At 48.0% G+C, this 24,510-nt stretch carries 21 protein-coding genes; 14 read left to right on the top strand and 7 right to left on the bottom strand.

Annotated elements, in window-relative coordinates; translation table 11 throughout:
* Positions 1 to 46 precede the first annotated feature (46 nt).
* Positions 47 to 580: a hypothetical protein gene (locus COW20_09700; GenBank protein PIW48354.1), complete on the bottom strand. Its 534-nt coding sequence runs from the start codon at positions 578 to 580 to the stop codon at positions 47 to 49.
* A gap of 74 nt (positions 581 to 654) precedes the next feature.
* A complete protein-coding gene (locus COW20_09695; GenBank protein ID PIW48353.1) occupies positions 655 to 1,902 on the bottom strand; it encodes a hypothetical protein in 1,248 nt (415 codons plus the stop codon).
* Positions 1,903 to 2,265: 363 nt separating this feature from the next.
* Here COW20_09695 and COW20_09690 point away from each other — a divergent pair, with 363 nt between their 5' ends.
* On the top strand, positions 2,266 to 5,079 hold the full coding sequence (locus tag COW20_09690) for a hypothetical protein (protein PIW48352.1): 2,814 nt from the start codon (positions 2,266 to 2,268) through the stop codon (positions 5,077 to 5,079).
* A gap of 15 nt (positions 5,080 to 5,094) precedes the next feature.
* Here COW20_09690 and COW20_09685 read toward each other — a convergent pair whose 3' ends face one another.
* Positions 5,095 to 6,438 (bottom strand): hypothetical protein, encoded by a 1,344-nt coding sequence (locus COW20_09685; GenBank protein PIW48351.1) that lies wholly within the window; start codon positions 6,436 to 6,438, stop codon positions 5,095 to 5,097.
* 261 nt (positions 6,439 to 6,699) lie between these two features.
* Here COW20_09685 and COW20_09680 point away from each other — a divergent pair, with 261 nt between their 5' ends.
* The 3 genes from COW20_09680 to COW20_09670 are packed head-to-tail and all read left to right on the top strand — an operon-like array spanning position 6,700 to position 8,807.
* Positions 6,700 to 7,083: a hypothetical protein gene (locus COW20_09680; protein ID PIW48350.1), complete on the top strand. Its 384-nt coding sequence runs from the start codon at positions 6,700 to 6,702 to the stop codon at positions 7,081 to 7,083.
* Between the two features lie 20 nt (positions 7,084 to 7,103).
* Positions 7,104 to 7,901: a hypothetical protein gene (locus COW20_09675; protein PIW48349.1), complete on the top strand. Its 798-nt coding sequence runs from the start codon at positions 7,104 to 7,106 to the stop codon at positions 7,899 to 7,901.
* A 6-nt stretch (positions 7,902 to 7,907) separates the two neighbouring features.
* Positions 7,908 to 8,807, top strand: a complete 900-nt coding sequence (locus COW20_09670) for a choline kinase (protein ID PIW48348.1) — start codon at positions 7,908 to 7,910, stop codon at positions 8,805 to 8,807.
* Here the strand turns inward: COW20_09670 and COW20_09665 are convergent.
* Positions 8,804 to 10,111 (bottom strand): histidine--tRNA ligase, encoded by a 1,308-nt coding sequence (locus tag COW20_09665; GenBank protein ID PIW48347.1) that lies wholly within the window; start codon positions 10,109 to 10,111, stop codon positions 8,804 to 8,806. The two genes, COW20_09670 and COW20_09665, sit on opposite strands and share 4 nt — an antisense overlap.
* Positions 10,112 to 10,146: 35 nt before the next feature.
* Here COW20_09665 and nadD point away from each other — a divergent pair, with 35 nt between their 5' ends.
* The 4 genes from nadD (at position 10,147) to COW20_09645 (ending at position 14,423) form a co-directional block, all read left to right on the top strand.
* Complete coding sequence (gene nadD / locus COW20_09660; GenBank protein ID PIW48346.1) at positions 10,147 to 10,788, top strand: nicotinate (nicotinamide) nucleotide adenylyltransferase; 642 nt, start codon at positions 10,147 to 10,149, stop codon at positions 10,786 to 10,788.
* Positions 10,789 to 10,818: 30 nt separating this feature from the next.
* The gene (locus COW20_09655) at positions 10,819 to 12,576 is read left to right on the top strand and encodes a hypothetical protein (protein PIW48345.1); all 1,758 of its coding nucleotides are present in this window, start codon (positions 10,819 to 10,821) and stop codon (positions 12,574 to 12,576) included.
* Positions 12,577 to 12,703: 127 nt separating this feature from the next.
* Positions 12,704 to 13,996, top strand: a complete 1,293-nt coding sequence (locus COW20_09650) for a hypothetical protein (GenBank protein PIW48344.1) — start codon at positions 12,704 to 12,706, stop codon at positions 13,994 to 13,996.
* A gap of 67 nt (positions 13,997 to 14,063) precedes the next feature.
* Entirely contained in the window at positions 14,064 to 14,423 is a 360-nt protein-coding gene (locus tag COW20_09645) for a hypothetical protein (GenBank protein PIW48343.1), read from the top strand.
* A gap of 103 nt (positions 14,424 to 14,526) precedes the next feature.
* On the opposite strand, the gene COW20_09640 is transcribed toward COW20_09645, so the two are convergent.
* Entirely contained in the window at positions 14,527 to 14,943 is a 417-nt protein-coding gene (locus COW20_09640) for a hypothetical protein (GenBank protein PIW48342.1), read from the bottom strand.
* A gap of 158 nt (positions 14,944 to 15,101) precedes the next feature.
* On the opposite strand from COW20_09640, the gene COW20_09635 reads away from it, so the two are divergent.
* From COW20_09635 to COW20_09610, 6 genes are all read left to right on the top strand, one after another.
* Positions 15,102 to 15,530 carry a PadR family transcriptional regulator gene (locus tag COW20_09635; protein PIW48341.1) on the top strand — a complete coding sequence of 143 codons (429 nt, stop codon included), beginning with the start codon at positions 15,102 to 15,104 and terminating at the stop codon, positions 15,528 to 15,530.
* Positions 15,367 to 16,551, top strand: coding sequence for a hypothetical protein (locus tag COW20_09630; GenBank protein ID PIW48340.1), 1,185 nt, complete (start codon positions 15,367 to 15,369; stop codon positions 16,549 to 16,551). The genes COW20_09635 and COW20_09630 overlap by 164 nt, the downstream gene beginning before the upstream one ends.
* A gap of 163 nt (positions 16,552 to 16,714) precedes the next feature.
* Positions 16,715 to 18,706: a methionine--tRNA ligase gene (locus tag COW20_09625; protein PIW48339.1), complete on the top strand. Its 1,992-nt coding sequence runs from the start codon at positions 16,715 to 16,717 to the stop codon at positions 18,704 to 18,706.
* Between the two features lie 26 nt (positions 18,707 to 18,732).
* A complete protein-coding gene (locus COW20_09620; GenBank protein PIW48338.1) occupies positions 18,733 to 19,323 on the top strand; it encodes a hypothetical protein in 591 nt (196 codons plus the stop codon).
* Positions 19,320 to 20,669: a phosphoglucosamine mutase gene (locus tag COW20_09615; GenBank protein PIW48337.1), complete on the top strand. Its 1,350-nt coding sequence runs from the start codon at positions 19,320 to 19,322 to the stop codon at positions 20,667 to 20,669. Before COW20_09620 ends, COW20_09615 begins: the two co-directional genes overlap by 4 nt.
* 2 nt (positions 20,670 to 20,671) lie before the next feature.
* Positions 20,672 to 21,643: a hypothetical protein gene (locus tag COW20_09610; protein ID PIW48336.1), complete on the top strand. Its 972-nt coding sequence runs from the start codon at positions 20,672 to 20,674 to the stop codon at positions 21,641 to 21,643.
* Between the two features lie 7 nt (positions 21,644 to 21,650).
* Here COW20_09610 and COW20_09605 read toward each other — a convergent pair whose 3' ends face one another.
* Positions 21,651 to 22,718, bottom strand: coding sequence for a hypothetical protein (locus COW20_09605; GenBank protein ID PIW48335.1), 1,068 nt, complete (start codon positions 22,716 to 22,718; stop codon positions 21,651 to 21,653).
* Positions 22,719 to 22,780: 62 nt separating this feature from the next.
* Positions 22,781 to 24,085, bottom strand: coding sequence for a UDP-N-acetylglucosamine 1-carboxyvinyltransferase (murA, locus tag COW20_09600; GenBank protein PIW48334.1), 1,305 nt, complete (start codon positions 24,083 to 24,085; stop codon positions 22,781 to 22,783).
* Positions 24,086 to 24,510 lie beyond the last annotated feature (425 nt).

The raw sequence follows: 24,510 nt of genomic DNA, 5'->3' as shown, positions 1-24,510 counted from the left end.
GAAAAGGGCACAGCATGGACTGCTGTGCCCTTAAAAAAATACTTGCTTAACGCACGCTCACAGTGCCTGAACGTGCATCCACCGTAAACCAGCCATCTGAGGAGCGAATTTCCCAACGCAGGAAACTATCAAGCTCCATGCTGTGGACCGGAAAATGTTTCAAACCTTTTTCTTTGGCCGCAGTTAAAGCTTTGTCGCTGTCTATCCGCCAGCTGCTTTCAAAAATCATGCCGCTCAAAAAAGCATCACTCACTTCTTCTTGAAAGCCATTGCTGCTGACTTTCAGGGCTTTATTCTTGCCCAAAGAGGTAAAATAATAATTCCATTCAAAACTGCGCCCATCTTCCTCGACCCAATTGGCTTCTACCTTTGCCAAACGCGCACCAAAATCCCAACGACGGGCCTGCATATCGGCTAAACGATAGGCCCTTTGAGCGGTATCCAGGAATCTGGTTTGATTGGTTTTGGGGCTGGACTGAGCTTGTAAATTGGCCGGGGGCAGGGCATTCAGCGCAGTATTCTGACAGGCACTCAAACTGAGCAGGAGCAAAAGGGGAAATAGCTTGAATCTTTTCATCATCTGACAAACCTTATATGTTCTTAATATATATTTTATCAAATCTTAATAATCAAATCAAGTCCCCCAGCTCATTCTCAAGCAGATCCACGCGGCTGGATGCGAATCGGTATCCCCTGCAAGGTGGCCCAAAAGATCAGATCTGTCTGAGCAGGATCAAAACGTGCTGGCAGCACGACTTCCTCACCGATCGATTTCTGAAGTTTCAAGGCGGGCAAAGATTCTGGTCGAGCCAAGGGCCTGTGAAAGCGCACCAAAGCAGCATATTGAGTGAGCAAGGTAGAAATTTGAGTCAAATCCCCCCGCGCATAATGGGCCTGAACCAAAGCGTGTAAAACAGTGACAAAACTTTCAAGCTGAGCTTCCCATTCAACTTGCCGACGGGCAATCAGCTTAAACAAATCCGCACGTTGAAGCGCGTCTTCAAGAATTTTGGAATATTTTTGAGTATGGGCCCATTGAGACCATAGGATGGCAAGTTCATTGACCGTTTCAATTAAGTCAGGAAAATCTGCAGGTTCGGGCTGGTATTGGGCATTTAAGGCGCTGCACATCTCATTCCAAAGGGTTTCAAAACTTAAGAATGCAGCCTGTTTATTGAGATGAATGCTGTCCAAAGCAAACGACTCGATCCTGCGATTTTGATGGGTAACCTTGGGCCAAATTTCAAGAAAGCGAATGCCGAGAGCCTGCGCCATTTCGCGCAGAAGCTGGTTCATCAAGAGTTGCGCTTTGATACGCGTACGGGCGGGGCACTGGTATTGGTAGATCAGACTGAACTCATGATCATCACTGGTTTGTGGCACCAGATCGTGAAGATAGATTTGATCAAATCCCATTTCCTGCAACTTTTTTAAGCCCCGGTAAAGCGGTTGAATCAGATCCTGCAAATAGAGCCGGGCTGTTTCAAAGGGAAAAACCTGCTGGGCTGAGCTCTCAGGAAAGGCCGCTAAAAGGGTCTCCTGATCAGGAAGATAAAAGTCATTTTCAAGCCCTAAATGGCGTTGAAAGACATTGACCAAATCAGCAGAACCACAAAAGAAAACCAAAACGGGCGAGGCCTTCGAACGGCCCGCCAATAAATTCAAAAGACCGGCCTGGGGACTTTGAAACTGATATAGCGCACGGTTCTCACGATCGAGCAGGCAATCACCCATCAGGGCACGCAGCAGTGTCTCATGCAGTCGGCCCCGTGGATCCGAAAAATTATGAGCGGCCAAACCAGGACAATATTTGGCTTCTGTAATGATTTGCCGTTTTTGCCCTTGGAATTCTGCTTCAAAAAGCAAATGGCTGAAAACAAGGGTTTGACTGTCGCCAATCATGTATATCGGAGCAGCACGCCCCTGAAAATGGGTATTCATGCTCTAGTATTTTACGCGCAAGCCCCCACAAAGCAAACTCCCTGAAAAGACTTTTCAGGGAGTTTAGAGCCTATAAGAGATTGCGATGCGATTGCAATAAATACCAAAGATCCTGTGATGTGGTTTTAGCTTGCATAAAAGCCTCCTTCCCAGCGGGTTGACCGCCTGAAAACAGACATCATCAGAAGGTAAACCTTCTGAGGGTGGTCAGTAGATTTTCTGCTGACATCTTCATAATAACCTACAAAATTAGAATATGTAAGTAGATTTAAGTATATTTTTTACTTATCAGACATATTTCGAATCTGCGACAGTTCTGTTAAAATGAGCCCTAGAATGGCAATATTCGGAGATCTCTTTCAATCGTTTGAACTGGCCGTCAATTACCACCCCTATCAACGCGAAGCGCTTGAAACACTCGTGGGAAAGATTTTGGCCGGCGAAAGGCAGCTGCATCTGGTTGCCCCACCAGGGAGTGGCAAGACCCTGATAGGGCTTGAATTGGCCAGACGCATCGGCCAAAAAACGGTGATTCTTTCGCCCACCACTCCGATCCAACAGCAGTGGGTCGATAAATTTAGTCAGCTCAGTATTGATCTTGAGGCCATCGAAGATCTTCCCGTAGAACAAACGATTATCAGTACCGATCTTGAGAAATCCCCTGCTATTCTTTCACTGACCTATCAAGCCTTCAGTATCAAAGGCCAGGAGGGACAATTCTTGCACCGCCAGGTGGAAAAACTCTTTGTTCAGCTCGCTGAACAAGGTTATCACACCCTCTTATTGGATGAGTGCCACCATTTGCTTGCCCATTGGGCGGCCGCAATTCAGGTCTATCTGCAAAAAGTGCCTGAAGCGATTGTGATTGGCCTAACGGCCACGCCTCCGCTTGATCGCAAAGAAAAAGAGCGCGCAGTCTACTTAGATTTGATCGGCCCCGTCGATTTCGAAGTGCCCACCCCCGCTGTGATTAAAGAGGGGCATTTGGCTCCTTTTCAGGATTTGGTCTATCTGGTCAGACCCACAGAAGCTGAATCCAACTTTGTTTCTGGTGCCCACCAGGCCTTGCACCGTCTCTTAAAAAGCTTGGAAACCCCCCATCCAGACCGTCCCCAACTCAGTATTTGGGCCGAAGACTGCTTGCTTCATCCCACCGATCGCAAAGGCAACCCCATCAAACCCACTGAATTCCTGATTCGGGAACCCGATGTTTGCATTGCCCTGGTACGCTATCTCTACAGTCTTGGCATTTTTCCAGAAGGCATACCCTGGAGCCCAGAAATGGAAGATCCTCCCAGTTTGGAAGATTTGGTGAGCTGTTTGGGAGCCTACGGAGCTGTGCTCCTGAAAGACCGGGAAAATAAAGTCTGGAATGACTTAAAATCAGCTGTTCTGGCCCTGGGATACCGCTATGAACAGGGGCGTTTCAAACGACGTTCGGGAAGCATTGAAAAAATTCTTGCGCTATCAGCAGCTAAATTGCGCGGCTTGGAACAAATCCTGCTGACAGAACAAGCTGCCATGGGTGAAGGACTCAGAGCCCTGGTACTCACTGATTTTGAAACCACCCACGCACCCGGTGGCAGAGCGGCAGAAGGGCTCTTGGATCCAGAAGCCGGCGGAGCCCTGGCCGTGATGCGCTATCTCAGCACACACCCTGAACTTGAAAACCTGCACCCTTTAATGGTGACGGGCCAAACGCTTTTATGCAATGCCCAGGCCTTGCCGGGTTTTCTGCAAGAAGCCAAAACCTGGTTCAGCACCAATCAGCTTGAAGTCAGTTTAAAATCTGAAGCCTGTGACCATTTTTTCAGAATACTGGGTCAGGGCAGCGATTGGAAAAGCAGCGTATATCTGGCTTTGGTGACTGATTTTTTTGAAAAAGGACTTTCCCGTTGTCTGGTCGGCACCCGAGGCCTGCTCGGGGAGGGTTGGGATTGTCGCAGTTTAAATACACTGATTGATCTCACAGCTGTCAGCTCCTATGTCTCGGTCAATCAAATCAGAGGGCGCAGCCTGCGTTTTGACCCTCTCAACCCTTTAAAACTCGCAAATAATTGGGATATTGTGGCCCTGCTCCCTGAACTGGAAGGAGGATTCCGGGATTTAGAGCGTTTTCAGCGCAAGCACCAACGTTTTTACGGGATCAGTGAAGATGGCTGCCTGGAGTTGGGCGCTGGCCATGTACATGCCCTTTTGGGAAAAATTCAGCCCCAGGAATTGCTGGCAGAAATGGCCCATCTGAATCGAGAATGTTTGGAGCGGGCTCAAAACAGGCTCCTCGCCTGGGATCGCTGGGGAATTGGAAAACCCTATCAAGGCAAAGAGCTCAACGGCCTGCAATTGCGAATCCCCAAAACAGAAGTGCCGGGGAAACGCTCCCTTCAAGCCCCCCGTTTGAAGACCCTGCCGCGCACGGTAAAAACACAGTATCAGGCCCTCGAACTCAAATGCAGACAGGCAGATTTCCACCTTCAATCGGCCCGTATACTCGAATCACTCAGCCTTGTCACTTTCTGGATTTTCTGGCCTGGCGAAATAGGATTGGGGCTCAGTCTCAGCCTGATTCTACTGACGGAACTCAGTCTTTTGAAATACAGAAATTCACGAAAAAAAGCCTGGACCCCTTTGCTCAAACAAACTGAAAATGAATATGAAATTATCAAAAACCTGGCCCAGGTGACACTTCAGGCTCTACAGCGAGCAGAAATCATTCTCTCAACCCAAACGCAACTCAGATTCAGTCAACGCAGCGATGGCTCTGTGCGCATTTTTCTGGAACAGGTTAAGCCTGATGAATCAAAATATTTTAGCCAATCCCTCCAGGAAATTTTTGAACCCCTGCAAGAACAGCGCTATCTTCTGGAAATTCCAATTACAGAAATTGAATTTCAAGCGGTTTGGGGCTTCATGCCTCAGATACGCGAAAAACAGCAAGGAAAAGTCATTTTGCCTGTTCCACGGCTGCTTGCACGCAGCAGAGAAAAGGCTGAAATCTTCAAAAGCTGTTTTATGGAGTGGGTCGGCCCCGCAGATTTAATCTATACCCGCCAGGAAAGCGGCAGAGAAAAACTTATGCAAAGTGTTTTTCAGCGCGCCCTTCCCGTTCAAGCACAAAAACTCAAAATTTGGGAATAGCAAAACACCGCAAACCTATTTCACGGGCAGAGTTTTAAGCTCTTTACAACTTGGCTGATAGCCCAATTCACAGGCCTTCTGAAAATCCTGACGGGCTTGCGCATAGCGCTGAAGTTTCTTATAGAGATTGCCACGGTTGACATAGGCAAAATAATGTTGCGGATCAGACAGAATCGCACGTTCAAAATCTAAAAAGGCAAGTTCAATTTTGCCTGCCCCCTGATAGGCCAAGGCGCGGTTATTATAGGCAAGAGTATCCACCGGTTCAAGAGCCAAGGCTTTTGAGAACGAATCAACTGCGGCGAGATATTGTGCCCGCTTAAACTGAATATTGCCAATACTCAGATAGGCGCCGGCATGACTGGGGTTCAAAGCAAGTGTGCGCGTATGTGAACGAAGCGCCTCTTCATACTTGCCCAAATTAAAATAGGCAATGCCCTGATTATGCCAGGCTTCAAAAAACCTGGGTTCTAAACGTATCGCTTGACTATATTCCACGAGTGCCGCAGGATAGGCCTGCCTGCGCAGATAGACATTGCCGCGATTATAATAGGCAGCGGCAAAGTTTGGCGCCAGGCGCAGGGCCTCGGAATAATTCTGTTCAGCTTCAGCAAGGCGATTGAGTCCAAAATAGGCATTGCCACGCTTATTCCAAAGGGCTACAAAGGCTGGATCCAGTGCAAGGGCCTGATCATAGGCCAGCAATGCTTCTGAAAAATTTTTCTGGGCATAGGCCAAATCCCCTTTTTCCATCCATTCTGAGGCACTGAGACGATTCTTAATTCTTTGGCCTTCGCCCTTTTGCAAATCCACAATCCGCTGACGATCTTTCAGTTTTTGGATTTGGGCCTGGTAGGCTTTGAGCTGTTTTTCAAGTTCCTGATTGCGTTTTAGAAGTAATTTTTCCTGTTCAAGTGTTTCGCGCTGCTTGAGCATTTTTTTGATCGCAGCTTCGATACTGAGGGTATCAATGCTAACCTGCGCCGTGACCTCAATCCCAAAACTGTTTTCACTGACAATCGGTTTTTCCTTGAGAATTTTAGATTGTGTAACCCCCCCGGTTAAAGCCAGGATCTCATCTTTTTCAACTTTTGCCTGTTTCACCACGGTCAGAGACTCAATATAGACACCAGCCAATTCAAGTGCTTGGCGTTTGGCTTCCAATAAAGCCAATTCTCTCGCCTCATTGCGTGTTTGATTATCGCCTATAAATGCCTGCGCTGTGACTGTAAAGGTTTTCATTTCAGCCTGAACCGCCGTGCTGAAAAGCAGATATGCGGTAAAAAACAAAGCCCCTATCTTTCGCCCTTGATTCAAAAACACATCAGACCCTTTCCTGGTGCAGCGCCGCAGCCCCATTCATTCATACTGTGAAGTCTAGCCGAACCCAATGACAAATGAAAACTCTTTTCCCAGAAAACCATAGAAAAACGGCAAGGGGACCGTCTGCTTTAGCTCAAACCCCTGCTTTTTTCGCTTGACGCCCAGCGGCTGTCAGATCAACACATTTCCAAAAACGAAATAAGCATCCCTACATTCAATTTCTGCCTGATACTCGCCGAAGAGCGGTATCATACTAAAAGGCATGCAGAAAGTTTAAATACATTGGAAGGACAGAAGATGTACTATATCGTTGAAACAGAAAAATCCTTTGAACAGGCGGCACAGGATCTTGAAGTCGCTGTAAAAAACCATGGTTTTGGAGTTTTACACATCCACAATTTAGGCGAGACCTTGCGCAGCAAGGGCATCGATTTTAAAGAAGACTGTAAAGTATTCGAAGTCTGTAACCCCGTTCAAGCCGCACGCGTACTCAGTTCAGACATGCGTTTAAATATGGCCTTGCCCTGTCGTATTTCTGTCTATACTGAAAACCATCAAACCCGGATTGGCTTGATTCGACCTGAGACAATGCTCTCAGCACTTTCTCAAGACCCTGAACTGCAAACGGTTGCACATGAAGTAGAGCTTAAAACCATTCAGATGGTTGATGAAGCCCGATAATCCTGAAAAATTGAAATTGCATGGCTAGAAAAAAATCAGAATCAGAACAAGAAGCCTCAGACAGCCTTGAGGAATTGAGTGCTTTATTCAGTCAGAAACTGGATGAGATTCCCCTGACTGAAATTGTAAAACCCGTACGAAAAGTCCCCCGGCCTGAAAGAATGAAAACCAAAGCCCAGGTCAAGGGCAATGCTTATCACCACGGGGATCTGTATGAAGCGCTGCTCACGGCCACACTTGAACAAATCGTGAAACACGGGGTTCAAGGCATCAGCCTGCGGGGAATCGCACAGCAAGTGGGCGTCAGTGCGGCCGCTCCCTACCGACATTTTGCCGACAAACAGGAAATGATTGCCGCTGTAGCAACCCGCGGATTTGAAATGATGGCCTCCGAAATGCAGGCCCTGGATCTGAGTCAAACTCAGGAACTGAGTCACCCCCTTGAAGCTTTGCGTCAATTGGCCCGGATCTATTTTCAGTTTGCCTACCAATACCCCACCTATTTTGATCTGATGTTTGGCTCTGCGATTGAGAACAAAGAGCTCTATCCTGAATTAAAAACGGCCTCAGAAAAAACCTTTCTGAATTTTATTTCGGCAATCAGCGCAGCCCATCACAAGGGGCAACTCAAACCCTTTCCCCCCGAACAGATTGCGCTGGCATTTTGGGCCCAGTTACATGGCTACGCCAATTTAATGGTGCACCAGCAAATTCATTGGAAAAACCTAGGAGCAGACTCTCCTGAAGCCCTGCTCGAGACCTTGCTGAAGATGCTCTTTCAAGGGCTGCTTCAATCGCCTGATACACAGGCAGATTAAACACAGGTGTCTTTGTCCTGGCGTGAAGCACTTCTGAGTATTATGGGTGCAGAAGCCGTTTTGCGAGCAGAAAAAATTCAAACCCTGTGGGGTGGGTATGGACAATTGCTCAGAGTGCATCTTCAGGGAGGAAAAACCCCCAGCTTGATTCTCAAGCAGATCGCTCCGCCCCCTGCCCCCCTACCAGGAACTCCAGCAGCCACAGCCCATGCCCGCAAATTACACTCCTATACAGTAGAGCGCCATTGGTACCGGCATTGGCAGGTACAGGCAGCTGAGAACGCCCGAACTGCCTGCTTTTTGGGGGAAATCCATTCGGATGCAGGTCTGATTTTTTTACTTGAAGACCTCAACGCGGCCGGTTTTCCACGCCGAATCCGCCGCCCCAACAGTACAGAGACCCAAGCGCTTCTGCATTGGCTGGCCGTGTTTCATGCCCACTATTTAGGGGTCAAACCAGAGGGGCTTTGGGAAACAGGTACTTACTGGCATTTGGCCACGCGACAACATGAATGGCAAAACATGCCCGCTGGCAGCTTAAAAGAAAAGGCCCAAGCTTGGGATCAGGCCTTGCATTCAGCCAATTTTCAAACCCTGGTGCATGGCGATGCCAAACTTGCCAATTTCTGCTTTTCTGCCACGGGAGATGCTGTCGCAGCCGTGGATTTTCAATACTGTGGCGGCGGCCCCGGTATTCGAGACCTGGCCTATCTGCTCTCAGAACTTCTGCCCAACCCCCTCAAGGACGCAGAAGCCCACCTGGCGTGCTATTTCATGTATTTGCAAAGGGCGCTTGAACAAGCTGGGAAGGGTGCGCTCTTTAGCGAGCTGGAAAGCGAATGGCAGGAACTCTACCCCGTGGCCTGCCTCGACTTTGAACGATTTTTGGCAGGCTGGGGCAGTTAACGCTTGCCCAAATGATCTTGTAACCAGACTGCCAGCGATTCCATCTGCACCTGTTCCTGCTGACCTGTGCGCAGGTTTTTCACGGTGACCACTTCCAGCACGGCTTCATCGGGGCCCTGCAAAAGCACCAGCGGAATACCCTTTTTATCTGCCAGTTCAAACTGTTTGCCCAGTTTTTGAGGTTTGAGTACCGTCTCGACCTTGATGCCCTGAGCGCGCAGCATCCGGGCCAATTGCTGGCTTTGCACCAGCATTTCAGCGTTGAAAAGGCCTACCAGCACATCCACATGGGCTTCGGTTTCAGGCAGCAAACCGTGGGTCTGCAGAAAATCCACCAGGGTCACGTCCCCCATGCCAAAGCCCACGCCAGGGATTTGAGTGCCGCCAAACATCCCGACCAGGTTGTCATAACGGCCCCCACCAAAAATCGCGCGGCGGTTTTCGGGGTGTTTGTCAAAGAGTTCAAAGACCATGCCGGTATAATAATCCAGCCCGCGCATAACAGAGGTATTAAAACGACAGACAGGCCCCAAACCCAGCGCATTGATCGTATCAAAAAAGCGGATCAGATCCTGATAGCCCTTGCTGTCTTCACAGAGCTTGCCAATTTCCAGCAGGGGGGCCGTGAGAATATGTTCCAGACCTGAAATTTGCTCAGAACTGCACCCCGCTTCTTCGAGCAGGGTTTGAAAGGCTTCAGGCGAAATTTTTTCTTTTTTATCAATTGCGCGGGCCACCGCTTTGATTTGAGCAGGCTCCAGCTTGAGCACGCTTTCAAACAGATCATTCATGAGCTGGCGGTGGTTGATCATGATTTCAAAATCAGCGGGCGAAGCCCCAAAACCCCGCATCATATCAATCGCAACCTGAATGATTTCGATTTCTGCTTCTACACCGTCAACACCCAGCAAATCGACATTCAGCTGCCAGTGTTCGCGCAGGCGCCCCCGCTGCGGCCGCTCATAGCGCCAGAGATTGGGAATACTGAACCAACGCAAAGGCTTTTGCAGACTTTGACCTTTGGCAGCCACCATTCGGGCCAGGGTGGGTGTCATTTCAGGACGCATCGCCACTTTTCTCCCGCCCCGGTCTTCAAAGCTATAGAGCTGTTCATTGACTATTTCTTCACCGGTCTTGGCAGCGTAAATTTCAAAGGGTTCAAGCATCGGGCCATCATATTCCTGATACCCATATTGCCCCACAACTTGACGCATTTGCTCAAAGAACCAACGTCTTACCTGCATCTCGCTGGGATAGAAATCACGGGTGCCTTTATAGGGTTGTGTAGAAAGCCTGTCTGTCATGGGCCATTTTTCCAATCTTGTGATTAAATGAAATTATGCCACACCCTGTTGGACTTCTGGGAGGAACCTTTGACCCGATTCATATCGGGCATCTCAGCATGGCGCAATGGAGTGCCGATGCCCTGGGACTGAGTGAAGTCTGGCTGATTCCTGCCGGACAGCCTCCCCACAAGGCCGACCGCGCCGTCACGGCAGCTCAGGACCGGCTTAAAATCTGCGAATTGGCCAGCGCAGACAATCCAAAATTGAAAGTTTGCGCACTTGAAATCGAAAAGAACAGTGCAAGTTATACGATCGAGACCCTGGAAAGCCTGTCTCCTCGCTTTCGCGAAAAGCCTTGGCTGATCATCGGTTTGGATTCGCTTTTAAACCTCCCCAGTTGGCACCGTTGGAAAGAGTTTGGGAAGTACTGCAAACTTGCCGTTTTGCCCCGCCAACATGGATGGATTCACGATGCCGCCAGTCTGCAAACCTGGTGCGAAGAAAATCTTGCCGAAGCAGCGCCTGAAATCCGCTGGCTGGATCTGCCTCAGGTGGATATCTCCTCGACCCTCTTGAGACGGGTTCTGAAGCAGGGGTATGACTGCCGTTATGCCCTTCACCCCAAAGTCTGGGACTATATCAAAAAAAACCGTCTCTACCAGATTGAACATATTCCTCCTGAAACGTGTCATTAAATTGACCTTCCTGACAAGGTGGCTAAGGCATTGAGCAAGCACACACACTTATCTAAAAATTGGCTTCTGGTGCTCCTGAGTTGGAGCTTTCTCAGCGCTTATGCCAGGGCCGCAGAATATCCGGCTACCGGCTTAGAATGGGCAAGCCCAGAACAATTGCGGGCGGTTCCCTTGGCCTCAATGCCCTACTCAGGGGTAGAATTGCCTGAGCAGGTGGATCTTTCAGCGCATATGCCCCCGCCTGGCGATCAAGGCCGTCAAAACTCCTGTGTAGGTTGGGCCACGGCCTATGTGCTTAAATCGTATCAAGAACAAATTGAATTCAATCACCCCTTGGCCCAGCCCGACGGTTCCCCCAATTGGAACAAGGTCTTCAGCCCTGCATATGTCTATAATCAACTCAACAACGGGCGCGATGGGGGCATTACCTATATCGACGCACTCAACCTGCTTTCAGGCCAGGGGGTGGTTCCTTGGGCTGAAATGCCCTATTTAAGCGATGATTATCGGCGCAAACCCTCACATGCTCAGCGAATAAAAGCCCGTCCCTGGCGAATTGATTTTTGGCGGCAGATCAATGTTTTGGATCACAAAGAGATCAAGGCCCATCTGAATGCAGGCTATCCTGTTATGGTCGGCGCCCTGATCGATGAAGGCTTTTTCAAGGCCCGCAAAGGATATATCTGGAAAAACGCCAAAGGCAAAGCCCTGGGGGGCCATGCTTTTGTATTGGTGGGTTATGACGAAAGCAAACAGGCCTTTAAACTGATCAATTCCTGGGGAAAAGATTGGGCCGACCATGGCTTTGGTTGGATAGACTATGCCTGGTTTCCCCGTGTGGTACGCGAAGGATTTGTGGCCAAAGACGCCTTGAATGGCTCCCCCCCAGCCCCCAGTCCTGTGGCAGCCACCCAGCCCATGGATCGTTTGGGAACTGAACATCGTAACCGAGAGTTGCCCGTTCAGGAAGAGGAATTGGAAGTGGATGCCCTTTCTGAACCAAACTTACAGTCTCCACCCTCCGCTTTGGAATTGAAACCGATCGTCTATACACCTGGAAAAAGCCTGAATTTTAAAATGGCGCTGAGCCAGCCTGTTGCGTTATCCAGAAATACACGTCTGATTCTGAATATATATTCTGCTGAAAAAACAGAACCTTCGCAGAGACTCAAATCCATAGAATTAGCGAATAGCTCCTCACCCGCCTTTCAAAATTCACGGTCTCACCCTAAAGATTTTGATTTTAACGTGCCGATCAGTGAACTGGGGCTCGAAAACGGTTTTTGGGGAGACGCGGCCATTCCACTCGCGTTTGAAATCGTGGTTTTTGAAAATGGCTTTGGCATTTTCAAGACTCCCATGCAAGAGATTTCACTTTTGGCAAAAGAAAACCCCAACCCAATTTTGAGCCAAGCGCAAACCCTTCAGGCATTTCAAGAAGCTTTGCAAGCAGAAGATGCAAAAAGAATCTGGCATCTGCTCAGCACGCAAGCCCGCCAGGAAGCACTGATACGTTTGCGGAAAGCACTCCAGGCAGACAGCTTTTCAGATCAGCAGCTGAGAACACTTTTGGCAGAAGGGCACCCCCTCACACTGAAATGGATATGGCATCAAAAAAAAGCGCCGACAGCAGCCTCACCCAAAGCTGAGGCGAATCTTCAGGAGGGACTGCAAAAGCTCGACAGTCAAGCCCCCGCAAAACCTTCAAAGAGTCCAAATCCAGAGGTTCAATTGGTTCAGGATCAGGGGCGTTGGAAAATTAAAAGTTTAGACGCTTTTTTTGAATAGTTGCTTAGAGCCGACTATGCTCTAGATCACGTTCTGAGCGTGACACACGCCATTCTTACCCTCAAAAATTCTGGGCTATACTGCTGCTCATTCACTATAACGAGAGCAAAAAAGGGGTGTTAAGCATATGAAAAACTGGGGCGCCTTCATTTTCAGCCTGGCCATCCTGGCCCAACTCAGCAGTCCCGATCTGGTGCTTGCAATGGACAAAAACCAAAAAAAAGCCTTGAGCCGAGCCGAAAAAATTGAGCAGCAACTGGCCAAGGATTTGGCAAAATATACGCCTGAACAACTGAGAACCAATATCAACAGCCAAAACAACTATATGATTCTTTACAAGGGCATGCAGCGTAAAATCAAAGAATTGGATGAAAAACTGGCGAGCTTGCCTGCTGATGACAGCCAGGTACAGGCCCTGATTCAAGAAGCAGAAAAGTTGAAAAATCTGGCAGAAGACCTGCGTAAAATTGTAGAGGGAAAACAGGCCCAGAAAGAGGCCCAGGTAGAAGCCACCAATGCCTATTTCCAGTCTGAAGAAGCTGAAAAAGACAAAAAAATTCTGGACCGAATTGAAAAAAGCCTGGACTATGCCTCTGAATTTGAAATTTCAACCGAAAAGCATCTCTATCACTATACCGATCATGCCATCGAAGAGGCACGCGAGCTAACCCAGGAATACCTTAAAGCCGAACAAGATCTGGATGCCATGATCAAAAAACGGGATGGTTTGGGCATCAAACACAGAACAGTTGAAGAATTTGCCCAAGATCTTCAGGAAGGTCAAAAATGGCTCAAAGAGATCCGTAGCAAGGGCGCAGAACTCTTGAAACCCCTTCAATCTGCGGCTGAAACTGCCTTGATGAAAGCGGCTAGCACCAAGAACTATCAAAGCCTGAGCGATTTTTCGAGTGAATCCTCACGCATGATTCGCCGCGTTCAGGTCAGTGGTGAAATTATCATGGCCATCAAACCCGAAGCCAGCGCAGAAGTCAAAAACCTGATCCAGGCTTTGAAAAAGAAACAGAGTGATCTGATTGCAGGCATGGCTTCCGAGATCATTGCTGCCAATCGTTTTGCCGCGGATAGTTATTCTGGCCAAGATGCGGGCAGTTTAAAAAACTTTGTCCAATCTCAATGGAAATCACAATTCAAACAAGACAGCCTTCTCAAAGTGCGTCTTTCCAGTGATTGGCAACGTACCACCCGTTGGCAATGGAATGAGAGTGCGCGAAGCTGGGATTGGAAAGATTATTCGGTCATGCATGGCCATGTCTTGGTCAAGCATGAAAAAGACCAGGCAGTCTCCTATTATGTTCGAATTATCAAACGCCACACGCAAAACAATCAGCTGGATTTGGCCTGGGATCGCAATACCCATCTCTCCCCAACACAAATCTATCTTCTGAAAAATATAAAATAAGTTCAGAAAAGCCCAGCAGATCAGCCATCATAAATGAATCCCTATTCTAGGTCTGACGTAATACAAAATGCTGAAAACCTTATGCATTACCATTTTCCAACTGGCTGCAGTCCTACAGATCGGCTTGTTTTTTGTGGCCTACTGGGCCCATAAAGGCTGGTATCTGCTGGGCCTTTGCCTGGTGGAACTGCTGCTGGCAAGCTATTTGGCCTTGAACAGCGCGAACTTGCTTGCCGATTATCGCGGGGGATTTGAGGCTTTGTGGCTCAATGCCCCTGGCTGGCTTTTTTACGGTTTGTTTTGGGCCGCCTGGTCCGGAAAATTGGGCCTCTGGGCACAACGCCCCCTGGTTTTAGGCCTGGTGGTGATTTTAAGTTTACTTTCGTTTGGATTTAGCTTTTGGGCCCAAGCTCTAGGCAGTGCCTAGATCAAGTTCTTGAAAGAAAGACGCTGTATCATTTGTGTTCTTTTAAAACAGTTGATTTGAGACGGGGTTCAGCTTTTCAGCGCTGAACCCCTTTTTGTTGGATTTAGGGAGAAATCAGCATTTCGTTTAAATGCCCGTTTCGTTCCTCAGTGAGTTGGTTCAGACAGCGGTTTAGCAGGTATTTTTTATCATCTCCTGTCAAACGCTCCGTCAAAAAACCACAATGCGCATCCCGAAATTTAAGCCAGGCCAATTGCGCATTCAGCAGAGATTTTTTTCCCTTGGCATCTTGGTTTTGCAAAACTGCCTGGTACAGAGAATTGAGGCGTTTGTCTGTTACTTGATAGGCTGAAACCGTGCATTTGGCCATGCCTGTGGTATTGGCAGCCTGCTCCAGACAGGTATCAAGCGTTTGCTCTGCTTGCGCCGCGGGCAAGCTCAACACAAAAAACGAACAAAAGATCAATGCGAATTTTTTTGAGCGCATCACACAACCTTTCAGATTTAAACTTTCAAACATTTGGCAGACATTATATCAGGGATAGCTCAGGATTCCCCAGCGAGAAACCTGTTGATCCAAAGGAAACTTAAGATTAAATAAATCTATTATTTACTACCTTGCAATACAAGGTAATATCTATTACAATTATCCTATTAAAGTAAGGTTCTAAATCATATATGCATCAAGAGTTTATCAAAAACTGGCAGTCTCAGTTGCTTAAAGGCTCATTGGAGCTTTGTATTTTAAGCTTGATCGGCGAAAGAACCCGTTACGCTTTTGAAATGATTCAAGAGTTAAACGATTTTGAAGGACTGAGTATCAGCGAAGGCTCTATTTATCCATTGCTGAAACGCTTACAAAAAGAGGGTCTGATTGATACTTTCTGGAGTGAATCCAGTACAGGCCCTCCTCGAAAGTACTATCGCTTGACAGAAAAGGGCCATGAAATACTCACGCGAATGCGACTGGAGTGGCTCAAATTTTCAGACTTCCTCAATCATCTTATGCAAAGGACAGAAACTTCCCATGAAATCGGTCACACACCATCCCCAGATCACCCGCTACCTCTCACAGTTAGAAAAAGAACTGAAGATCTTGCCCCCTGAAGAACGTGAGGATACCCTCAAGGAAATTCGCAGCCATATTTTTGAACAACTTCAGCCTGAAGATTTTGCAGATGATGAGCGAGTCCAAGCTGTCTTAAATCGGTTAGGGGCTCCCAAGAGCTATGCCCGCAGTCTCGTCGGTGAGCATCTGCAGGATGTGATAGAACATGGTGCAATGCCGACTCAATTCGCACTCTTTATGAAACAGGCCATGCTTCCCATGCTAGGAGTCACTCTGCTTTTTACAGGCCTCATGCTTTCCAATACAGCTTTTATCTTTGCAGAATTGATCTCTCAAGGAAAAATTGGCTGGGAAACCACCTTCTGGATGTTGTTTTGGAATCTACCCGCAATACTGGTCGTGGTATCTCCCATCGCCGTCTTATTTGGCGTAGCGCTCTATGTCTATCGCAGTTTGGGATTGAGATCGGAATGGAATAAATTGGTTCGCTCATTTAAACTGTGGGGAGTCATTTTGGGAATTGGTCTCGGTTGCAGTGGATTTATTTTTATTCTTCAAGACCAAATCGTTCCTTTTGCCAACCAACAAACGGTTCGCATATTAAAAGACATGATGCAAACCCGGGCCCAACAAGAACAAAAAGCCCCCCTGTTCTTTAGTGAACAGAAGGATATTCGTCAGATGGGCAGTGTAGAAGCTTATCACTATCTGAAAACCCAACCTGAAGGGGTAAAAAAACAGATTCGTGAACAATACGATTTTTATACGAAGTTTTCTTTGCCTTTATCCAATCTGAGCAGTGCACTCCTGGGGGGCATGATTGGTGTATTGATGGCTTCAGGTCTTTTTCAGCCGCTTTATACCCTTGTGGTTCTGGGAGGAATGCTCACGATCTTATTTTGGTATCAGCTTTATGCCTTAAGCGCAAGTGATTATTGGCTGAATGCCCACAACATCGTCTGGATGTCTTTCTTGCCCGATCTGGTATTGGCAGGAGTGGCGTTGTTGGTTCTGACTGGAATTTGGTTAGGCCCTAAACCTGAATCTCAAACTGAATGAACTTAAGCTTTTAAACTCCTGACTTAGCAAAGTCAGGAGTTTTTTGTTTCGTATCAATTTCTCTGAACCCCCCTGTTTTGGCAAGTTCACAGGTTTGAAACTGAAGCCCACGCAGAACACAAGCGGGTAATTCCCTCCCCGTCTCTCTGCGATGGCCGGTATAATGGCAAAAGGATATTTCAGGAAGGATGCCCCCATGAGCGAAAGTCGCTATTACGTCACCACTCCGATCTACTATGTAAACGATGAAGCCCATATTGGCCATGCCTATACCACCACCCTGGCCGATGTGCTGATGCGCTATCACCGGATCATGGGCGAGGAAACCTTCTTTCTGACCGGTTTGGATGAACATGGCCAGAAAGTGCAACAGGCCGCAGAAAAATTGGGGATCAGCCCCCAAGAACATTGCGATCGGATGGCCCCTCGTTTTCAGGAGCTTTGGGCCAAAATGGGCATTCAACCCGACGATTTTGTACGCACAACCCAAGCCCGGCATCAGCAAATCGTGACCCAAATCCTTCAGAATATCTGGGACAAAGGGCTGATCTATGATGCCACCTATGAGGGCTGGTATGAAGTTTCTGAAGAGCGCTTCCTGACAGATAAAGAAATCGAAGAAAAGGGCTATACCCCTGAGAGCCCTGAAATTACTTTTATCAAAGAAAAAAACTATTTCTTTAAAATGTCGCAGTTTCAGGACTGGCTGATTGAACATATCCAAAGCCATCCAGATTTTATCCGGCCAGAAAGTCGCCGCAATGAAATTTTGGGATTTTTGCGCCAACCCCTGGGAGATCTGTGTATCTCACGTCCCAAATCCCGTTTGAGCTGGGGAATTGAACTGCCCTTTGACCGGGATTACGTGACCTATGTCTGGTTTGATGCTTTGATCAACTATATCTCTGTCCCCCTGGCCAGGGGCGGCACCGAAGAATTGCAAAAATGGTGGCCCCATTCTGTACATTTGATCGGCAAGGATATTCTGACCACCCACTGTGTCTATTGGCCCACCATGCTCAAGGCCGCGGGCTATGAACCCCCCAAGACCATTCTGGCCCATGGCTGGTGGCTTATCGATGCCGCCAAGATGAGCAAATCCAAAGGCAATGTGGTGAAACCCCTGGAGTTGATGGATAAATACGGGATTGATGCCTTCCGCTATTTTCTGATGCGGGATATGAGCCTGGGAGCTGATAGCAATTTCAGTGAAAAAGCCCTGGTCGATCGCATCAACAGCGATCTCGCCAATGATTTTGGCAATCTACTCAACCGCACCATCAACCTGCTCAAACGCAATTTTGAAGGGGTGATTCCAGCCCCTGCTGAAAAAGGAGAGTTGGAGCTTGAGCTTGAAACCCTGGCACACACAACCATCAAACAGGTGCGCGAATGGGTGCTCGATTATAAACTGCACGCGGCGCTTGAAGAAACCCTGCAATTGGTACGTCGCGCCAATAAATATATGGAGCAGACGGCTCCCTGGAAAACCGCAAAAACAGACCTGCCCCGTACAGGCACCATTCTCTGGCATGTATTGGAAATTTTCCGTCTCGCAGCCGCCTTGCTGGCCCCTGTGATTCCCGGAAAAATCAACGACCTACTCGAGCAATTGGGCCTGCAGGAAACAGACCTGAAACTAAGTTGGGGTGTTTTACCCGCGGGTACACAGACCCATGAACCGCGCGTATTGTTCCCCCGTCAAGAATTTATTCAAGAGGAAAAGAAAATGGAAAACACTGTCACAGAAGCTCCCGTCACCCAAGCCCCTCCAGCGCAAGCATCTGCCCCAGCCGCCCCTGCACCAGCCAACGAAGACCAAATAGGAACCAATCTGATTGGTATCGAAGATTTTGGCAAGGTTGAATTGCGTGTGGCCCAGATTGCTGAAGCTGAACGGGTTCCCAAAACAGACAAACTGATGCGCCTGATCGTAGATTTGGGCACTGAACAACGCCAGATCGTTGCGGGCATTGCAGCCCACTACAGCCCAGAGCAGTTATTGGGCAAAAAAGTAATTGTCGTCGCCAATTTAAAACCCGCAAAACTGCGCGGTCTGGAATCGCGCGGCATGCTTCTGGCTGCAAAAAACGAAACGCAATTCAGTATTCTCACTGTATTAGATGACGTCGCACCGGGTGCGCGCGTCAGTTAATTCTTTGTCGGGAAAGGAAACAACCAATGATTGAACTTGAAATTTTATTCGCCAGTGGTCAAGGGATTATTATCCCCATGGAAGACCGTGAAACCGCACTGCGCTTTATGAAACACGCCATGGACTCTCGCCACGATAACAGTCTGGGGCTCTTTCATCTTTCCACCACTTACGATGAAATTCTGATTGATCTGACAGATATCAGTTTTTTGCGTATCCAAAAAGAAAACGTGCCCCTGATCGGCGCAACACTCAAAATTCCAGCCGTCAGTGCCACCCGTTTACAGGCTGAGGCCGCAGAAAACGACGGTGTCGCTCCCAAAGTGGAATCAAATGAAGAGCAAGCTGAAGCCAAACCAGAAGCAGCGAAACCAGATCCTCTGAAAGCTGAATACGATAATCTGCAATCCCAACTACACAAAGCCGAAGATCAATTTCACAAAGCAGAAGAGCGTCTGCGCAAAATCGAAGAACAGCGCAAACGGGTCGAAGCCCAATTGAAACAAGAACGTGAAGCTTTAGAAGACAGTGCAAAAGAAGCAAAATTGAAGTCTTCAATTGAAGCGATCGAAATTGACAAAGAAATTGAACGTATGAAAGAGAAACCTGGGGCATGAGAAAATTATTTGGTACCGATGGGGTCAGAGGTCTGGCCAATCGGGATCTCACGCCTGAAATGGCACTTCAATTGGCCCAAGCCTTTATTCAAACCCTGCCAGCTCAAGAGACCGCTCCTCGGGTCTATATCGGCAAAGACTCCCGTCTGTCTGGGGATATGCTTGAAGCAGCCCTGATCGCAGGATTTACCTCCTTGGGGTGCCAAGTCGAAACCCTGGGAGTGGTGCCCACCCCAGCCGTAGCCTGGGTCGTAAGACACAGCGACGCGGCGGGAGGCGTCATGATCTCAGCCTCACACAATCCCGCCCCTGACAACGGCTTGAAGTTTTTCAACAGCAAAGGTGAAAAACTAAGTGACGAGCGTGAGTTGGCGATTGAAACGCTCTTGAAAAACCCACTCAGTTTAGCAGCGGGCCGCCCCACCGGTGCAGGCGTGGGAACGGTATCACAAGCCTCTCCTCTGACGCTCAAGCCCTATCTTGAAGCTTTAATGGCGACCTTGCCTGTCTCTTTGAAAGGCACACGTGTTTTATTGGATACGGCCAATGGTGCCACCAGTTTTATTGCCCCCACTCTTTTCAAAGAGAACCTGGGCATGCAGGTTGACGTTCTCAATCACACCCCCGATGGTTTGAATATCAATCAGGATTGTGGTTCTACCCATTTAGAGGTCTTAAAAACAGCCCTCAAAACGGGAGATTATGATCTGGGAATCGCCTTTGACGGCGATGGGGATCGCTGTCTGGCCGTCACCCCTGAAGGTCAAGAAATCGATGGCGATAAAATCCTCTATTTTTGTGCCCGCTATCTGCCCGAACTGCAAACCCAGACAGAAATTGTCGCCACCGTCATGAGCAATCTGGGCTTTGAGAAAGCGCTCGAAAAAGCAGGAAAACATCTGCTGCGCACCCAGGTCGGTGATCGCTATGTTTTGGAAGCCATGCGCGAAAAAAATCTGGCCTTGGGCGGAGAACAATCCGGCCATGTGATTTTTCTCAAACACCAAATAACAGGAGACGGCTTACTGACTGCCTTGCAATTACTCAGTGCCTGGAAACTCAGTCAGAAATCCTGGGCTGAATTGCTCGCTGAAGTTCCTTCTTACCCCCAACTCTTGAAAAATGTCGTGGTATCTGCAAGTGCCCATCGTACCTGGCAAGAAAACCCGGTTTTACAAGCTGCGATTGAAACCTGCACACGCCAGATGGAAGGTGAGGGGAGAATCTTGGTACGCGCCTCTGGAACAGAGCCCAAAATCAGGGTCATGGCTGAAGGACGCGAACTTCATACGGTGCATGCTGTTGTCGACGAATTGGTTGCCGTTGTTGAAAAGGAACTGGTCTAAATATGCAGGCCGGGCAAGTCTTAAACAGGCTTGCTCCAGAGTATGCCTGGCCACCCGATGCACTTGAAGCAGAACCCTTGCTCCCTTTGAGCTGGAGCTGGGGCCAACGGAACGAAGCTCAATTTAAGACCGTTCAGCTTTTTTTTTCAAGAAGAACCTGGATTCCCTTCGCCGACCTGCCGCCCTGGGAAACCATGCACGCTCTCACGCATTCGCTGCATACCTATGGTCAGAATGGGTTCGTCATCCGGGGCTGCCCCCCTGGGCTGGAACACCAATTGCTGCAAAGGGGAGGCCAAAGTCTGATATCTGGCCGCGAAGCACTGCTTGATCTTCAAGGGGCACATTTTCAGAAACGTTCCTTGAAGGACTTAATTCGCAGAGGGAGAAGGCATGGAATCCCCTATGAAGTTTTAACTCCCGCACAGTATCAGGACAAGCGTCTCAAAGATTTCATTCAATCCATCAGCCAGAACTATCCGACCACCTTGCGCTTTTTATACCTGCGTGAACTCGAACAGGCACAAAGAGTCTTCGTTTTTGAATCAAATAAGGGTCAGATTTTGGGTCTGGTCAGTCTTTCACGGAGTGGCAGACAAAGCTGGCATGCAGAATTGATGCTCAGACACCCCCAAGCACCGATCGGCCTGATGGAAAGCTTAATCTCTGAAATATTTATAAAATTGCGCCATGAAGGTTATTTGTGGTGGAGTTTGGGAGAAGTCCCCTTTTATCCCCTGGCCAAACCCCAAGGCTTGAAAGAACAGCTTCTGCATCAGGCAGGGCGCTCTCTCGAACCTGTTTTTTCAGCAGAAGGTCTCTACCGTTTTAAAGCCAAATTCAGACCCTTCTGGCGGCCTGTCTTGCTCTATGGCTACCCAGATCTGAACTGGCGCGTGCTTTGGGATATGTTTCAGCTCAGTCAATGTGCCCAATTGGCCTGGCAAGCCTGGATGCCTACATTTTTTACTTAAAAGCAGGCTAAAACCAGCGAAAGATTTTCGAGAGCCCTTGAAAACAGCCTGCATCTCTTGACAGGATTCGCTGACGACGCGCCTGCATCGCCCCTTGAAAGGCCGGATCGTTGCAGTGCTCAGCTGCTATTTGTTGCATCAGATTGTAGACAAGTAAATCTCGCCAACGCATAAACAAAGGCAAAACCGTATCAAATGGGGAGGGCCATTCAGCATGCAGTTGGTATCCTTGTTTTACTGATGTGAGAAAACGTTGCGCCAACCCAATATGTTCTTGAGGTGGCGTTTTAAGCAAAAAATAATAAAGCCCGATGGCAAGATCATTGGCAAACCAATGGAATTCGCTGTCGTCAAAGTCAAAAATCTGAATTTGATGCAAGGGGATTAGGGCGTTTGTATCCACGAAAAAATTTCCGCTGTGCAGATCGCCATGGATCAAACCGTAGAGTTGTTTAGCTTTTGGCAATTGCAAAAGCTCAGCTTTTGTTTCTTGGGCAATGCCTAAAATTTCAAAATCTGTTGGAGGCAGTGCAGACTCAAAATTCAACTTGGGATTTTCATACCATTGAGGCCTTATCAACGGGGAAGCCAGATGCTCATGAACTTCCTGAGCGGCAAGATGCATCAGCGCATAAATTTCCCCCAAAATGCGCAAGAAAGCTGGGGTTATATGGTTCACTTGAAAAAGCTCACCCTTTAGTTTTTCAAAACAGACCCCTACGAAGCCTTGAGATAAAATCTCAAACAACTGCTGGTTTTGAGAAGGCAAGAGTCCCGGCACGCGAAGTCCCCGACGGCCTAAAAAACGAATCCACTCCAGTTCAGAGGCAATTTCTTCCAAGCTGCGATGACTTTCATGATATAGCTTGAGAATCCACGCTTGCCCAGACTTCTGCCCCCAAAAGACCAACGATTCAAATCCCTTGATGAATTCTGATTCCGAAACAGAATCAAGACCAAAAATGGCTTTTGCTTCTCTCAAAACCTCTGGTTGGTAAGCGGCTTTCATTTCTGCTTTCATTTCTTCACATATTCCACTGATCATTTTTTTAAGCAGGAGGTCAAAGACACTCAAATTCCCAATAAAAAACAGCCTCTGAAAATCAGAGGCTGTTTTTTAAATATTTCCTGCTGAGTTTACATCGTCAGCAGGACTTCTTCCTTTTTTTCAGCTTTAACCGCAATCCTGCAAATTCTTGCGCCCAAAGCAGCCAGTTTGTGTTCGAAGGCTTCGTAACCGCGGTCGAGGTAGCAGAGATTGGCCACCAGGGTTTCACCATCGGCAACCAGACCGGCCAGAACCAGAGCGGCAGCAGCACGTAAATCAGTGGCAATCACAGGAGCTCCAGAGAGCATCGGTTGACCTTTGATAATCGCTGTATTGCCTTCAATGCGAATTTGAGCACCCATGCGTTGCAGTTCATCTACATACATAAAGCGATTTTCGAATACGGTTTCAGTCAAAAGACTGGTGCCTTCAGCCATCGACATCATGGCAGCGTATTGCGCTTGAATATCAGTGGGGAATCCGGGGTGTGGCATGGTCCGTGCATCACGGGCCAAAATCCGAGAGCCACCGCGAACACGCAGGGTTTCTTGATCCAAAGCGTCAAAGTGAACACCCGCTTCTGTCATTTTAGAAATCAAAGCACGCAGGGATTCAATCGGACATTTTTCAAGCGTAATATCACCGCGGGTCATGGCCGCAGCAATCATAAAGGTACCGGCTTCAATTCTATCGGGCATGACGCTGTAACGGCTGGGGGTATCCAATTTTTGAACCCCTTCAATCACAATCGTATCGTTGCCTGCTCCCTTGATACGGGCACCAATGCTGATTAAAAAGTTAGCAAGGTCAATAATTTCAGGTTCTTGAGCAGCATTGCGAATGGTGGTCACCCCATCTGCAAGTGTCGCTGCCATCATGATATTTTCAGTCGCACCGACACTGGGGAAATTCAGATAGACATCGGCTCCGCGCAGATGAGCAGCTTCAGCAATCACATCGCCATGTTCAAGCGTAATTTCTGCGCCCATGGCTTCAAGGCCTTTGAGGTGAAGATCAACAGGACGAGACCCAATCGCACAGCCACCGGGTAGAGAAACCTTGGCATGTCCTAATTTGCCGACCAAAGGTCCCAACACAAAGAAGGAAGCGCGCATTTTAGTCACCAATTCATAAGGCGCAACAGAATTGGCAATATGACGGGGGTCAATCAGTAATTGATGATCTGTAACAAAATGAACACGTGCACCCAAACTACGCAGAACATCCACCATAATTTCCACGTCAGCTAAGCGGGGAATATTATCCAGAATAATTTCTTCGCTGCCAAGGATAGAGGCCGCCATCAGAACCAAAGCGGAATTTTTGGCACCATTGATGGTGACATTTCCTTTCAATACTGCGCCGCCGTTAATTTTAAGTCTGTCCAGATTCATCTCTGCATTCCATTCTTCGTTGTTGATAAATCCATCATGCGCTAACAGGGGGGGAAGCCTCAGTGACTTCAACCACATGCCAAAAGACAAGTCCAGAGAGGGAAATGCTTGTCTGCACAGAGGAAGTGCGTGTTTTGTTCAGGTATTTCACTATTTTTTAACCCTCTGGAGTATAACATACATTTAATAAAGGAGACGCGAACCCTCCGAAAAGTTTTAAGAAAATTAACAATAAGTTAAATAGTAGCTGTGTTTTATTAAGTTGAAATTAAATGGGTGAAAATTTAGAAAGTATGTGAAGCGGTTGTGAAATGATTCAAGCGCTGATCATTGCTTGATTTAAGTATAGTCGAGCGCTCCTCCTTCTGTCATCACTGATCGTGAGCATCAAGACTGAAAAAAGATAATTAAAGTTCCCTAAAAAA

It is taken from the genome of bacterium (Candidatus Blackallbacteria) CG13_big_fil_rev_8_21_14_2_50_49_14 (genome assembly GCA_002783405.1).
Taxonomy (GTDB): domain Bacteria; phylum Cyanobacteriota; class Sericytochromatia; order UBA7694; family UBA7694.
Note: the sequence above shows the minus strand (reverse complement) of the source record. Positions and strands in the feature narration are given on the sequence as shown.